14 protein-coding genes and 1 pseudogene are annotated in these 15,156 nt (G+C 46.3%); all 15 read right to left on the reverse strand.

Annotated elements, in window-relative coordinates; genetic code table 11:
• Window positions 1-190: 190 nt before the first annotated feature.
• The gene (fliS, locus tag A377_RS0101205) at window positions 191-613 is read right to left on the reverse strand and encodes a flagellar export chaperone FliS (protein ID WP_019894256.1); all 423 of its coding nucleotides are present in this window, start codon (window positions 611-613) and stop codon (window positions 191-193) included.
• Between the two features lie 346 nt (window positions 614-959).
• On the reverse strand, window positions 960-1,256 hold the full coding sequence (locus A377_RS0101210) for a hypothetical protein (RefSeq protein WP_019894257.1): 297 nt from the start codon (window positions 1,254-1,256) through the stop codon (window positions 960-962).
• A gap of 15 nt (window positions 1,257-1,271) precedes the next feature.
• The gene (fliD, locus tag A377_RS0101215; RefSeq protein ID WP_019894258.1) at window positions 1,272-3,308 is read right to left on the reverse strand and encodes a flagellar filament capping protein FliD; all 2,037 of its coding nucleotides are present in this window, start codon (window positions 3,306-3,308) and stop codon (window positions 1,272-1,274) included.
• Window positions 3,309-3,535: 227 nt separating this feature from the next.
• Entirely contained in the window at window positions 3,536-3,988 is a 453-nt protein-coding gene (locus A377_RS11575; protein ID WP_019894259.1) for a flagellar protein FlaG, read from the reverse strand.
• Between the two features lie 271 nt (window positions 3,989-4,259).
• Window positions 4,260-5,216, reverse strand: coding sequence for a flagellin N-terminal helical domain-containing protein (locus A377_RS0101230; RefSeq protein WP_019894261.1), 957 nt, complete (start codon window positions 5,214-5,216; stop codon window positions 4,260-4,262).
• Between the two features lie 90 nt (window positions 5,217-5,306).
• Window positions 5,307-6,257: a flagellin N-terminal helical domain-containing protein gene (locus A377_RS0101235; protein WP_028485160.1), complete on the reverse strand. Its 951-nt coding sequence runs from the start codon at window positions 6,255-6,257 to the stop codon at window positions 5,307-5,309.
• Window positions 6,258-6,528: 271 nt separating this feature from the next.
• Window positions 6,529-6,708, reverse strand: coding sequence for a hypothetical protein (locus A377_RS13375; protein ID WP_407635293.1), 180 nt, complete (start codon window positions 6,706-6,708; stop codon window positions 6,529-6,531).
• A pseudogene (locus A377_RS13380) lies at window positions 6,693-6,786 on the reverse strand (integrase core domain-containing protein); the annotation flags it as partial. The gene A377_RS13375 and the pseudogene A377_RS13380, both read right to left, overlap by 16 nt.
• Window positions 6,787-6,864: 78 nt before the next feature.
• The gene (locus tag A377_RS0101245) at window positions 6,865-9,336 is read right to left on the reverse strand and encodes a 6-hydroxymethylpterin diphosphokinase MptE-like protein (protein ID WP_019894266.1); all 2,472 of its coding nucleotides are present in this window, start codon (window positions 9,334-9,336) and stop codon (window positions 6,865-6,867) included.
• 166 nt (window positions 9,337-9,502) lie between these two features.
• Complete coding sequence (locus A377_RS0101250; protein ID WP_245546748.1) at window positions 9,503-10,612, reverse strand: nucleotidyltransferase family protein; 1,110 nt, start codon at window positions 10,610-10,612, stop codon at window positions 9,503-9,505.
• A 77-nt stretch (window positions 10,613-10,689) separates the two neighbouring features.
• Window positions 10,690-11,679, reverse strand: a complete 990-nt coding sequence (locus A377_RS0101255) for a phosphotransferase (RefSeq protein WP_083919052.1) — start codon at window positions 11,677-11,679, stop codon at window positions 10,690-10,692.
• Window positions 11,672-12,751, reverse strand: coding sequence for an N-acetylneuraminate synthase family protein (locus tag A377_RS0101260; protein WP_019894269.1), 1,080 nt, complete (start codon window positions 12,749-12,751; stop codon window positions 11,672-11,674). Before A377_RS0101260 ends, A377_RS0101255 begins: the two co-directional genes overlap by 8 nt.
• A gap of 57 nt (window positions 12,752-12,808) precedes the next feature.
• Window positions 12,809-13,765, reverse strand: coding sequence for a class I SAM-dependent methyltransferase (locus A377_RS0101265; protein WP_019894270.1), 957 nt, complete (start codon window positions 13,763-13,765; stop codon window positions 12,809-12,811).
• The gene (locus A377_RS0101270) at window positions 13,762-14,484 is read right to left on the reverse strand and encodes an acylneuraminate cytidylyltransferase family protein (protein ID WP_083919053.1); all 723 of its coding nucleotides are present in this window, start codon (window positions 14,482-14,484) and stop codon (window positions 13,762-13,764) included. Before A377_RS0101270 ends, A377_RS0101265 begins: the two co-directional genes overlap by 4 nt.
• Complete coding sequence (locus tag A377_RS0101275) at window positions 14,484-15,155, reverse strand: PIG-L deacetylase family protein (protein WP_028485163.1); 672 nt, start codon at window positions 15,153-15,155, stop codon at window positions 14,484-14,486. Before A377_RS0101275 ends, A377_RS0101270 begins: the two co-directional genes overlap by 1 nt.
• Window position 15,156: the final 1 nt, after the last annotated feature.

The following is a 15,156-nucleotide window of genomic DNA, read 5'->3' on the forward strand; positions in this document are numbered from 1 at the left end:
CTTGCGGCAAGAGCCACGCCCCAGAGAAAAACGAATGACCATCATACTAAGCATGAGCTCAAAGCACACTGCAAAATAAAAGTGTCGCCAACTGGAAACGCGTTATCATCTTGTTACTGTAGCCACAGTTGTACAAAAAAGACTGACTGTTTCAAAGTCATCGTTGTTAAGCAGCTTTTGTGATTCCTTTTTATCCCATTCGCTGAATTTGATCATTTGAAGCCCGCTTGTACGTATCCGGCAGTTCATTCCAGGCTTCTCTCAACGGCTTGATCAACTCGCTAACCTCATCAATCAACGCATGGTCATTTGAAGCAGATGCACGAAACAACTGACGGTAGGCAAAGTCGTACAAACCATAAAGATTCTGGGCGATTTCTCCCCCTCTATCAAAATCGATACCGACCCTCAACGAGTTCAAAATAGCCAATGCCTTGCTGATGTGCTCGGCTTTTTTCGTGTAATTTTTTTGTTCGATAAAAACTTTTGACAATGTCAGGTTTTTCAATAATCCCTCATAAAGCATGTCCACTAATTTATGGGGGGTCGCTTCAGATACGGACGTTTCCACATAATTCTGGGCATATTGCTGCGCCATATTCTGCATCATCATGTTTTTTTACCCTTTTTTTGTGTGTTAGCTTATTTCAGACCGGTTCACAAAACATTCAGCACACCCTGACGACACACTTTAAACCTCTGCAAACACCAAATTGACTAAGCCACGATTGTGGCAGGTTTTGAAATTGCAAACGGAACTACGTGCCTCTCTTACAACCGGTAACTCCTGCTAAATGGCTTGAATACTTCCTGGCGTTTTAAACGTCTCTTTCATAGAAATTAGCGACCAAAAAACCAAAAACTTTAACCGAATTCATTCAGCTTCCCAAACCCTTTGTAAAAAATGCACTCGACTCCAAAATATGAATGAAACAGCCACGTTCCGGTAACGTTCGGGATCAACGGGATTCCAAATATTTGTGAACTGACCGAAAATTCTTTTGTTCTTGATTACGTTCAACTTTCAACGCTGCCTGTTGCTCAGAAATGATTTGTATCAATTGATTCTGAGCATCAGTCAATTGATCAATTAGAGGCTTGTCTCTGAACGTAACGCCCTTCAAAAAATCTGCCACTTTACGTTCAAACATCGGCCCTAACTCTTCCAGAGTCTGCCACTGTCGATTTTCTGCTGCATTTTTCAACTGAACCGACAAGGTTAACAACTCAACCGATTTGACTTGATGATTATTCATACTGATCAAAACCCATTAGTTGTCACTGCTGAAGGTCTGGGTGAGCATGCTTCGGGTACTTTCGGCCTGCGACAGGATAGACTGCAACATTGAAAACTGTCGGTTATAACGCTCTTCCAGTAAAATGTAACGATCATCCAGTTCTTTTTCCCTTTCATCCAGGCGCTCCAAACGATCGTCAATGCTTTCAATACGTTGACCTACCACACCAGTTTCGCTGTCAATGGCCCGATCAACCGTCTCCGAAACACGGCTGGCAAATCCCTGGGTAAAGTCAATGCTGCCACGTGCACCAGTTGATCCCCCAAGCACCTCAAATTCAAGACCTCGAACATCTGCTGGTGTCACATCATCCCCCGTACCGGTGAACGCAAAATCTGAAATTTTCACACGTCGACCGTCTTCAGGGTCACCATAAGCACCGATATCAAGCTGATCACCATTGCTCATGGTCAGCTTGCCCTGCACGTTAGACCCCAAATCTTCATTAGCAACGAGGCCGGCATCACCCCATCCCGTTCCAGCCAACCCGGACAGCCCCACTTTGGAGTTGGCACCGTATCGTTCAGAAGCAAGCTGAAAACTGCCATCCGCCAAAACGTCCACAGACATCCTCGCGCCGGTCGCACTGATATCGGTATTGTTATTAACCGCCGATTGAAGTGTGGACGCAAACTCTTCTCGGGTATAAGTGCCATCGGCCAGATTGATCGTGACAGGGTCACCTTGATCAAGAGTGATATCAAAGCTGGCTCCCGTTAAAGTAATGTTTGCCGCCGCCGGGCTGTCCCCTGTAAATTGCGCTCGTGTGGCCACATCATCAATTTGCAGATCATAACTGCCTGTTTTAGTCTGATCTCCGCCAGAAATGACTTTCACCAGGTTTTCGGGGTCTGTCGCACTTCCCCCCTTGGAAAACAACTGCGACAAACTCTGCATATCATTCTGAGCGACCTGAGTCAATTTTTCTTCATCCAACTGCATTTGACCTTCACGATCAATGCTCAGCCCTACTGTTCCAAGCGAGTTGTATGGCTCTTCCAACTGATCCAGTGCGCCGCTTAACGATTCTCGAATCTGTGAACGCAAATCCCGCAAAACCCCACTGCCGGCCAAAAAACCGGTAAACTCTTTTTCAGGATCTTCTTCACGTTCCTCTTCAGTCGGCTCGTCGTAGGAACCAACATCATCAAGAATCCTGTCAAGCTGATTAAAAACCTCGACAAACTCCCTGACCTTTTCCACCACGCCCTCGCTATCACGACCGACGGTCAGAGATTCATTCACACCTGGCGCTTCAGATTTCAACCGGAAAGACAAACCGTCCAGCACTTGATCAAACGTATTGGTATCACTCGATACCGTTAACCCATTGACCTTGGCCTGTGCATCCTGGGCCGTAGATGTCTGGATAAAATCCCCGCCAGTCGGGTTATCCGGATCAAACTCAAATCCGTTTAAACCAGACATCGAAAACGCATTGTCAGCACCAGTACGGTCACCGCTAAGCATCAGCTTATACTGACCGCCATCCTGAATAATTGACGCACTTACACCGAAATCGCCGCTGTTAATGGAACGCTGCAAACCCTCCAAAGTATTATTGGAGCCATCAACGGTTAAGCTTTTAAGCTCACCACCCGCAGCGATATTCAGCGTCCCCTGATCGATGATACTGCTACGCGAACCATAACCTGTGTCAGTCACAATGGTCTGGGTTTTAGCCATCTGAACCGACTCGATGCTGTAAGACGAACTCACCGGCTGCCCAGTGACGGTCGCCTCGAACACAGATTCGTCAGAAGACTCTGCTGAAAACTGATTAAATGTACTCGGCGTAGCCAAATCCGCAGCATAACCGTTAAAAGCACTCAAATTGGATTTAAGGTAATTTAAAGTCGTTGACTCCTGACCCAATTCGGTCTGCTGACGCTCGACAATCTGCTTGGGTCCGGCAACCTCCGCTTCCGCAATGACTTTGGCCATCTCACCACCATTAAAGGTGCTTTTGGTCAAGGAATTGATTAACGTTGAACCGATGTCATTTGCCATGATGTGTCCTCTTCTGGTCCGCATGACCGATACTACCTATCATGCTAATCGAATTATTCTCTTATGTGAAGTTTATCGACCGCGAAGCAGAGAACTTTAGAAATGGTGGAAATACCAACAGAACTTGAAGGTTGGCAGTAATAAGAACGAGATTAGAAAAGATGGATAAAAAAAAGCGACCTAAGAAGGCCGCAAACACACAAGGGAACCATGTACCCTGTTACAGGTCAAACTGTTTCATTGGCAAAAAAACTTAAAAGAGTGCTAGGTTTTGCATTTTTATCGTATTCAGTGGAAGATTCGTTGGTTAAATATTCATCAATATTTTTCGCAATTTTTAAAAATGTTTCGGACGGAATCTGTCGAATCACTTCGTCTGTTTCAATATTTTTAACCAGGACTTTTGTCTGACCGCTGTCAGGGTCCACTTCAAACCGAAGCCCGATGCCCATGGCCTCAAGCTGATGACTCGCTTTACTGGCTTCGTCTTCCGAAGCCATACCCTCAGAAGCGATATGATTTGACTCAGGCCGAGCCTGTTCCATGACCGGCTTTTCCTGAGATGATGGTGCAGCCGCCGCTGCCTCTCTGGCGGAAACTTCTTGCACGTTGAACCGGCTTTCAGGGGTAAGCGTTCGCTGTTCCTGAGCAACCCACTCCGCCTGATTAATCGCATCCATGTATCACCTCCAAGAGAGCGTTCGGCCTTTGGCCATGCTAACTCTAAAAATTCAAAGCCTATCACAAAACACATCTCAAGGCGATAAGCAACTGATAAAGCAACAACTGCCATCACGACTGCATGACAAATATCTTTTGGAGCAATCGCTTATTTCAAATGCGACCATTATCAAAACAATTAAAATATTTCAAAACTTATCCCAAAACATTTTAATGCTTTTGATAAAAAATAGAGCCAGGCTCACGCCCGACTCCAAATGATTCAACCTTTTACCTCAGCAAGGACAGAACTTGTTGAGATTGCTGATTGGCCTGACTCAGCATTGACTGGCCAGCTTGCTGCAGAACCTGAGTCCGTGCAAGTTCAGCACTTTCTTTTGCAAAGTCGGCATCCTCAATCCGTGATCTGGCACCTTCAATGTTTTCGTTCACGTTTTGCAGGTTCGCTACGGTGCTTTCAAGACGGTTTTGCACCGCACCCCAGTGAGAACGCATGGTTTTGATGGCTGACAAACCATTATCAATCGCAGCTACTGCGGCACGAGCCGTACTCACGTTCGCAGCGAAAGTCGCACTGACACCATCAAGCAACTTCACTGCATCTGAACGGGCAGACAAAGTCTTGAAGTCCATCAATGCAACACCCACTGTGTTGACACTGGCTTTACCCCAGTCTGTGTCGGTTTCCCAACCCACTTGCATCTGCATTGAACTGGCCTTGCCTTGCTGGGCAACGAAACCACTGTTTGCTGCAGCACCGACCTTGCCAGCGCTCAGCATAGCAAAGCTTTGACCTGCCTGGGTTGCCGATGTCATGACATTCATGCCGTTAAACTTAGTGGTATCAGCGACCCGGTCAATTTCCAGCTGCAACTGACGGAACTCCACCTGCATCTGCTGACGGTTGTCATTGTTGTAGGTACCGTTCATGGACTGCACCCCTAACTCTCGCATTCTCTGCATCATGTTAGTGACTTCATCCGTGGCACCGTCAACGGTTTGAATAAAACCAATCCCGTCATTGGCGTTTCGAACAGCCATGTCCGTACCAATGGTTTGTGTTTTCATCCCTGTAACCGCAGCTAGACCAGCTGCATCATCTGCAGAGCGGTTGATGCGTAAACCCGAAGTCAAACGCTCCATGGTATTTTCTTGTGCACGGCTGGTTTGATCCAGAATACGGTTAGCATTGATTGCCCCCATATTGGTATTGATTCCCATTGCCATAATTGCTCTCCTTTTTGCTTTAACGCCATTTTTAGCCTGATAAATTTGACCCAATGCCTTAATTATCTACCAGGCCTGGTTATGACCTGGTTATTGGAGTAAGGACAACACCTGCTGTGATTGCTGGTTGGCCTGACTCAACATGGTTTGACCGGCTTGCTGCAACACCTGAGTACGGGCAAGTTCGGCACTTTCTTTGGCAAAGTCCGCATCTTCGATACGCGCTCTTGCTCCTTCAATGTTCTCGTTCACATTTTGCAGGTTGGAAACGGTGTAATCCAAACGATTCTGTACCGCCCCCCAGTGGGAACGCATGGTTTTCATGGCCGACAAGCCAGCATCAATGATGGCAACTGCACCTCGTGCCACACTGACGTTGGCAGCAAAACTGGCTGAAACCCCTGCTAGTAACTTCACGGTTTCTGAACGGGCTGACAAAGTCTTGAAGTCCATCAAAGCCACGCCAATGGTATTCACACTGGCCTTGCCCCAGTCCGTATCGGTTTCCCAACCAACCTGCAACTGTAACCCACTGGCCAGACCCTGCTGTACCACAAAGCCACTTGCTGCAGCCTGATTAACAGCACCGGCACTCAGCATGGCAAAGCCATTTGCTGACACTGTGGTCATAACCGACATACCATTAAATTTGGTGGTATCGGCAACACGATCAATCTCCAGTTGCAACTGGCGAAACTCTACCTGCATCTGCTGACGGTTGTCATTATTATATGTACCGTTCATGGACTGGATACCCAACTCACGCATGCGCTGCATCATGTTGGTCACTTCTTCCGAGGCCCCATCAACGGTTTGCACCAAACCAATCCCATCGTTTGCATTTCGGATCGCCATCTCAGTACCGATGGTTTGAGTTTTCATCCCGGTCGTAACGGCCAAACCGGCTGCATCATCTGCTGAGCGATTAATACGCAAACCGGAAGTCAAGCGTTCCATCGTAGTTTCTTGAGCACGTGATGTTTGATCCAGAATGCGGTTTGCATTGATCGCGCCCATGTTTGTGTTGATTCCCATTGCCATGATTGGCCTCCTTGTGTGTGTTAAATTTCTATTGTTTATCTACTTTTATGATTGAAGCAGATCGTTTGATGCCTGCTTTATTTCCCTTTCAATAGCGTTAACGACAACCGAACCAATCTCTTGAGACTTTTTTTATATTTTTTTCAGACAACTGGTTCAATGAACGTTCGAGTGGAGATGGGGTGGGGTATCAGGTAAATCAGGAATAAGATGAGACAAGTCTATCAGGAACTTTCAGAGAGCGGGATGGAGTGTCAACGGTATTTCGTGCCTAGATTCCTTTCCAGTTTTTCCAAATGCACCCGGCGCAATGCTTCGAAGCGGTACGGGGCCAGATAACCATTGTGACTATGCGGCCTGACTGTAAATAACCCATGTAATCACTGATCAACCACCGCATTTGGTGCGCCTGGATTTGCTTTTCTAACTGGTAAACCGTCTCAGTCTTCAGCGTTTTGAAAAAGCTCTCAACCACGGCATTATCCCAGCAATTCCCACGACGGCTCATGCTTTGTTTGAGTCCCCAGTGCGACAGTAATTTTCGATAACGCTTACTGATGAACTTGTTCCGGTCAAACAAAATCGGACACTTTTTGCGCTGAGATGGCTACGTCATCTGTGCCAACAGCACCTGCGCCCCCTCATTGTCCGGCTCCTTTTCCTGAACCAACTGCAACGTTTCTTTAGCCAGGTCCTGGAGCCCTAGCTCCGCTTGACGCTGAGCAATCTTTAAAAGCACACCGATATGATCCGGATGTTGCTGAGCATACATGACGAGAACACGCACAGAATTTTCTTTCTGCCCCATAACATCCAAAAGATCCGCATAAGAGATCATATAATCCAAAGAATACTGGCAGAGCTGCTCAAGCAAAGGTAAAGCCGCTTCCTGATCCATCCGATCCATGGCCAAGGCAAGACGGCGCTTCAATGCCAAATGGTGAAAGTGACCTGATTCAATGGTCTGATACCATTTTTCAGCTGCATCAGCATTGCCATTCAATTCCTCCAGCAAACCAGACGTTAACGCAAACACACCGTCAAGGTTCGTTTTGTCTTTGGCATAATCCTGAATGTTCTTGATTTCGTTGGGCTTGCTTTCCTGAAAGAGCCTTTTCAGCTGAATATTCAACCTTTCCGGGTCATCCATGGTTTTTGTCAGCTTTTTGGTCATGCCTGTTTTGGATGCACGCAAAATTTTTGCAAACTGCGTTTCACTTTTCTCCAACAAGCGGCTTTCATCAGATGAAAGGGCACGATATTGATGCCACTCGCGCCATTGAAGTGCACGCCCATATTCGTCCCAGGCCTTCCACAAGGGGTACAAATCAGACACTTTTGAGTCGGGTGAGGTTTCATCAACTCTCATTTGCGCTCGTTCAATCCCAAGCTCCAAAAGTTTTGTCATTTGTTTGGCTGTATTTTGGACACCTCTGAAAAAGCCTGACATTTGAGTCTGAACCGCGGACGGCTCCATTTCAGCTTCGTTGTCGACATGCACAAACGTTTCTGAAAAATTCTGCGTATTGTAGGAAAAGAAATAATCCCCATCCGGGTCAATTTTTCGATTCACCTTTTTGCGAAACCTTTCGACGCGGCTAAGTGCTTTTGACTTAAGCTCGCCAGTCTCTTTGGAATACATTTTCGGCACCACTTCAAGGGCCTGATCTGCCAACGTTTTTATACCTTCAAGGCGCTCTATCTGATTTTCCAGTTCAGATTTTGTCTTCACAGCATAGTCGTGCCTATCCGACTGCGTCAGCTCAATTTCTGCACGAAACGCCTCCATTTGTTGCACTTTCTCATCAAAAAGTGCCAATTCTTCGGCTGGCCGATAGTCCACTCCCTCAATCCTTGCTGAATTTTCACCCAAAGAGTACATAGTCAATTGGGGATTGGTCGATTTATAAAAAGTCACTTGTTCTTGCAGGGTCTCTAGAGAGGTTGATAAATTTAAATCTGTTTTCGCTTTTTCCCCAGCATTGGTTAGCACCTCACGCACCGCATTTTGATAACGTAAATACTTATTCGTTTTAACTTCATCACTGCTGGACTCATGCGTTTTACCATCGTAAAAACACAAATCAACCCCGCTCAAAATAATCTGTTCACACCCCAAGCTAAAGGCCGCCGTTAAAGCCGAGTTGGTAACAGTGGGCCCCATGGTGGGAACATTTTGCATGTATTGTTCGTTGTACCACCCATATTTTAATCCCATGTAAAGACTGTTGCCTCTCCATTGGCTCAACAGCTTGGGGTTTACATGATAAGAATGAATCAAAGCTGAGCGGTTTGTAAATTCAAACATGCTTTTCGCGTTATCAAAACTGATGTCCTGGGGATCAACTGACACAAAGAAATCCGGGGTAACTCCCTCCAGTTTCAATCTTTTGGCAATTCGACCGACAGCAAAAATAATCAAATGCTTTTCATTTTCTCTAACCCAATCGATTGTGTCATCCAATGAAGGCCCCCCAGCTAAAATAATCGCACTGGACTTTTTAAACCGATTTAAATGCAGATTAAGAGGCAATACATTGTCAGCCGCATTCAAAATCCTGGGTTGTTCAAACTGAAGCGCCTGCTGACTGACAAGTTGAAACTTATAAAAAGCGTTAAACTGAGAAGACATTTCTCTGCGTAATTGCCAGTAAGGCGAATCAAGATCGCTGTCAACCACGGTAAGAGAAGAAAAAAGCTTTACTTGATCTTTCAGGATAAAATCATCAAATTCTTGTTCCAGTCTGGAAAAATCAAAATCCTCGTCCACCAACCTGACATTGCCTTCCCAGATTTCCTGGTCTGCTTCTACCAGGCCTGCTTTTTCAAGTACCGTCCTAAAGTCAATCAGGATAAACTGTCGCTTAGGATGATTTTCTCTAGACTTCAGATATTGATATAGCAAACCGGAATCAGAACCGATGATAATAAAGAGCCCTTCTTCTTGAGAAAGGATGTCTTTGTAAAAATCGGCCAAAACAGTGGAAGCAGGACTTTTTAAAAAAGATTGGTGATTGATTTTTGGAAAATACCAGTCTCCAAAAGGATTTTGTTGTAACTTTCCTGGCTCAAAACTCATAGGTATACCTTTATTAGTCAATTCAGTTGATTCGTTTTTGATTCAAAACAGTCTATTCATTGAGCACTGGGCCCTTTCCACAAATCAGAAACGGGACAAGCATGAGAAGAATCTGATCATTTTCACCTGTGTCATATCTTGTGCAAAGGATGCTGCCATTGTTTGATTATTTAAAAAAGATTTCGTAATCGGCCTGCGCCTGCTCATAATCGGGAATGTGGCCGATGTCCATCCAGTATTCCGCTAACGGAAATCCACCCATTTTGGTTCCCTTGGCCATTTGCGCTTTAATCAATTCCGGCATGTCATAAAATTGACCGGCAGGCACCGAATCAACCGCCTGAGGCGACAAACAATAAATGCCGGCATTCACAAAGTAACGATAGGTCGGTTTCTCGACCAATTGCGAAATGGTGGATTCCTGCAATTCCACCACGCCATAAGGCACCTGGTGTGAGTATTCACGCACACAAGTGGTAATGCAATTGCCATGACTCTGGTGAAAGTCCAGCAATGACCGAAAATCGATTTTGGTTAACAAATCCCCATTCATCACAACCATAGGCTTGTCCGCGTCCCTGACGGACGCCGGCAACAGACTTAATGCCCCAGCGGTGCCAAGCGGCTTTGGTTCTTCAACATAGTTGATACGAACCCCCCAATCCGAACCATCACCAAAGTAGGAACGGATTTTGTCGCCCAGGTAGTTGATGCAAAAATAAAACTCGGTAAACCCCTGTTCGGCAATGTGCTTCACAATGGTTTCAAGAATTGGTTGATTACCTAGGGGCAGCATTGGCTTTGGAACGGTTTCTGTTAAAGGTCGAAGACGCATGCCCAGCCCGCCCAGCATCAAGACCACCGGGTTTTTTCGTCTTGGTGTTTGCTGCGTCTTGTGATAATACAAGCCAACGAGTTGTTTGCGTCGGTTCAGAATCGGCAGATGGCGCAGGGATTTACGTTTGATGTGCTGTTGCCATACGATCTCGGTTTCGTCATCGTAACCGACCGTCGGAGTCTGGTTGGCCACGGTGTCAACCGGGCTGTCCAGAGTTTCACCGCGCAGCAGACCGCGACGAATGTCCCCGTCCGTCACCGTCCCCAAAAGCCGGTTGTCTTCAGACACCATCAAAACGATTTGCATGGCTTGTTGATCTAGCACAGTCAGGGCTTCATGTATCGTAGCACTTTCATTTATGGAAGTAGTCTTCCAATCAAATAAATCCATTACTCCCCCAAATGTGCCTTTATGAGATATTCCATAAATGTTTGACACACTGTCATAAAGGCTTCATTAGTAATTGAGAGAACTTCATTCTAACCCATAGGAAACATCTTGACAGGTCACAGTTTTTATCCACGGTTTTTGGCTTGGTAAATCAAGGCAACAAACTTATCCCACTCAACTTGAGACACGCGCCCCTTCATAAAAAGCGCATTTTCAAGCAAAATGGCCATGGATCTGATTGATAAAGCTATCTTGCTTTGTGTCAAATCACCTTCAAAGCCGTAAGCTTTGCACAAAAATTTTTCTAAAACATTGGCTTCTAGCTGATCAAGCTCACATAATAATCGCTGTGAAGCCATAGCCAAATCAAACTTTACAGGAAAAAAGCTGTAACGAGCATTTTCATAATCGATTACGCAAGGATGGCCTTCCAACGAAAGTACATTTCCAGCATTCAAATCCCCATGTACCATTTGAGCCGTATCCAAATCAAAATCCAATAACGGATAATGCTCGACGAATAAACGCAATTCACTTGGCGAAATCGTAAAGTCATCAAGCATCCAATACGAATCGGGAAACTCTTTAAGTCGCTCTGTGACTTGCTGCAAAACCCGGTCAAAATTCATTTTGCGTTCGATCCAGTTATCACGGCACTGGGCATTCAACGGATGCTCCCTCAAAACCCGGTGTAATTGACCAAGATAGTGGCCCAATGCAATCATTTCGGACTCACACTGGAGCAAGGGAGAAAAATTCAGAAAGTCGCCACGAATCAGGCAGAGCGTGTCATCCCGAAATTTGGCAACCTCAATCTCCAGAGACCGTGCCAGCACGCCCGAACGGTTTAAATCGGCTTCCAACCGAACCGAAAAAGCTTCTAAATCATAAAAAACTTTGGGGAGCAACTTAAAAAACTGGTTAGTCACCGCCGGCTCACCAGCATCAAAACGGTAAAAGCCAAACGGATAGTCATAGGCCGTTCCTTCCATGCGAGATAGACAACCGTCTTTCAAGCCCAAAAAGCGGCGTAAAGCCCTTTCTTTGGAAGACGACAGGGGCGCATAGCTCACTCGTCTCGGTGCATGGTATGGAAACGCCGGTGGTTTATTCATTCCTTTCAAGGTGGCTCCAATGAATCACCTGCCCGCGAGTGAGCGGTTTCGCCAACACAGCCTGATCAACTTCCGACCAATCCTGGGTACCGATTCCCAAAGCCGGGAAGGCAAAATCAACAACATCCAAATTTAACACAGACCCTACAGGCAAATCTTGTTTGGCAATCAACCCCATTCGGGCACGATGCGGTTTGGTTTCCAACGGTGCTCGCCCATCACCCAAGGCTGCATGAATTTGTCGGATCTGGCTCAACGTATCCGCTACTTGTGACACTGGCATAGAATGATACACACCTTGGTCCATCTCCACGCCGTCCATATAAACGCCTTTTTCCAACACCGCCACATCCATCATCGTTGCCGCCAATAGCATTTCCGTACCGGCATGATGGTCAGACAACCCGGTCAGACAACCGAAGGTCTGTTGCAAGGTCTGCATAAACCGCAAATTATGTTCGCCCACCAGTGCCGGAGGCGCTTTCGGGCTTTGTTGCACAATCAAATTCCGAGCACCGGCTTTTTTGGCCCAACCGACAGCCCGCGAAATTTCGCTTAAATTTGCTCGACCTGTATCCATTATCATCGGTAAACCAAGACGAGAGATATGCTCTATCAACGGTTGATGGGTAATATTGGACGAAGCGACTTTTAACGCCACACAACCCTCTTCCACAGCAAATTGGGCTCCGTCAAAATCATAAACCGAAACCACAACCTGCATACCCAGCTGGTGACACAGGGCGAATAACCGTTGATAATCCACGAGACTGACTACTTTGCGTTCAATCAATCGACGATAATTTTCTTTTTGAACCCGGTTACCATCGACTAAATACTCGTCGTCGTAATCTATATCCAGCGCAATATCCGGTCGATGCAGGATTTCCCCTTTCACCACCTTGACGCCAGCTTCCGCCAACTGGCGAATCATCTGCTCGGCTTGCTCAATATCTTGATTGAAAAAAGTACCGATATCCGGCAAAAAAAGCGACTCTTCGCCCAGTCCAACGGGATGCCCACCAATATCAAACTCCAATGCAAAATGTTCGGCCATCGTCTCACCACCCATTTCTTATCATTTTAGTGGCTCCATTTTGTGACCCTTAAACATTTGATGACGTGCATTTCAAGCCATTTGTTGAAGGACATACTGCATACGATAATGCCGCTGATCTTTACCGAACAACTCAGGATAATCCAGCACCGGCAACAGCAGCTCGGTAAAGACTTCCACCCACTCCTGTTTGATCTCCATACGGTTATCGCCCGACAAATTGGCGGCCAGCTTATTCAACACTGGAAAAATCGGACGCATCCCCAAATTCCAGATATGCGCTAAGCTGGCGGGCAAAATATCGCGAGATTCCACAATTTCCAATCCACAACCCGAAAATAACGCTTCCCAGCTGATTTCATCACGCAATCCCGGGTTCGTCGCCTGACGCCCACGGTTCAACAATTGCTGCCACAAATCAGGCGTATCCGGCATCAACTTTCCCCAGTCCAATTCTTTTTTTTCCGTGGTAAAAACATCAACGACCATCACGCCGGAAGGCTTTAATTTACGCTTCATGGCTTGCAGCGCCACATCGGTTTCCGCCACCCAATAAAGGCTATTACAATACACCTTATCTATACTACCATCCTCAATTCCTTTTACTTCATCACGCAAATCAGCCAAGTGCAAACTTTGATAAAAACCCAATGTCTCAGCCTTTTTCAACAGATTTTCTTTATGATCGGTACCATAAGTAACCCCTTTTGCTGGTCTCTGTTCAATGACCGGGCGATAGGCCTGATCGTAATAATCGAAAACATCAATATCTTTCGCAGCGACATCTGAGGTCTTTTGCTGACCAGCTCCGGCAATAAACAAATCAAAGTCTTCGGTGAAGCGCCCACCACATTTAAAGAAGGTATTCACACCATCCCCACAGGCATAATCGGCAGTTATTTCACCATTTTTCGGGGTTAAATCAACGCCATTGATCACATAGGAAGCCAGCGCGAGGGCATTTTCCGGCCGCAGCCACCACAAATTCAAAGCGTGTTTTAAAACTTCACGAGATTGAAACTGGTTCATACAAAACCCTCTTGATGTATGTTATTTGCTAATACAGCTTGGGCAAAAACCAAATCCACCCGATTATCGATATCGATCGAACTGGCTTCCGGCATTCTGTAAATTTTCATGTTATCTGTGTAGAAACGTTGTTCGGAAAGAAACACATCTGTGTGCGCAAAATAAATGGCACCGTTCGGGTAAAAATATTTAGGGTTGGCTTGCAAGCGTGTCGCAACAAAGTCGGCTGAGCAAAACTGCTCTGATACTAAAGCCAGGCCGTCCTCCGACTGACGGAACATGAATTGCGGCAATTGAGCGGATTGCTTCATCGATACCACCGATTTGACTTCGTCCGTCAATAACGCAAAGGCACGTTGAATATCTTGAGCGTCTCGGAAAGGACAGGTCGGCAACAGCAAACTGCAGGCTTGGTAGTTTTTGCCTTCAGCGGCGCGCCGGGCAATCACATCCGAAAGCACTTGAACCGCCGTGGCATCGTCCGTGGCTAAATGTAGCGAACGTAACTCATATGTCAACCCTGCATCCTGATAACCAGAGACGGTTTGCAGAATTTCATCACTGTCCGAAGACAGAACCACTTCATCAAAAACACCACTTTCCAATGCGGCTTCAATCGTCCAAGCGAGTAATGGCTTATCGCCCAACATCGCTAAGTTTTTACGTGGAAAGCGCTTAGAGTTGGCTCTGGCAGGGATCAATGCAATAACAGAAGGCATCAAACCACCACCTCTTTCACACTCATAAAAGCTTCGGCGGCGATTTGGTTTATATCAGCACCTCGAAGTGTTGCCAGTGCACGAATCGACTTCTCCGAGCGGGGAAAAGGGTGTTCAGCCAGTTCGGATGCATAACATCGCATGATCTCGACTTTTTGTTCCATGTGGTCACTGACATCCACCCAAAGGTTGGGTTTAAATCCCGTGTCTTGCGTACTCAAGCCAAAACCGGTTTCCGACAAGGTTTCATAGACCCGAACCGACTGAACCGCCGGATACCGAAAGTTTTTGGTACAAGCCGCCACCGCATCATATACATACGCATGATCCGAATGCGCATCTCCTCGATAAGGCAAATACAATACATTCGCTTGGGTTTGCTGAACCACTTCAGAGCAAGCACCTACCAAATTCTTCATTCCGACCTGATCCAATTCCGCGACCGGAAACCCCAATTCAAATACCTGATGGAATCCGTAGGCTGCAGCCACCTGTTTGATTTCGTCTTGCCGTTTGGCCTGACGATCGGCATCAAAGCCCATTTGCTCCGTCATGCGGGTCACAATCACCCAGCTTACCTGATCACCCTCTGTTAGGTGCTTTAATAAAGTCGCGCCGCATCCCAGGGTTTCGTCATCCGGGTGAGGTGCAAAAACAACAACATTTGCCATG

Origin of the sequence: Hydrogenovibrio halophilus DSM 15072 (assembly GCF_000384235.1) — a bacterium.
GTDB lineage: Bacteria > Pseudomonadota > Gammaproteobacteria > Thiomicrospirales > Thiomicrospiraceae > Hydrogenovibrio > Hydrogenovibrio halophilus.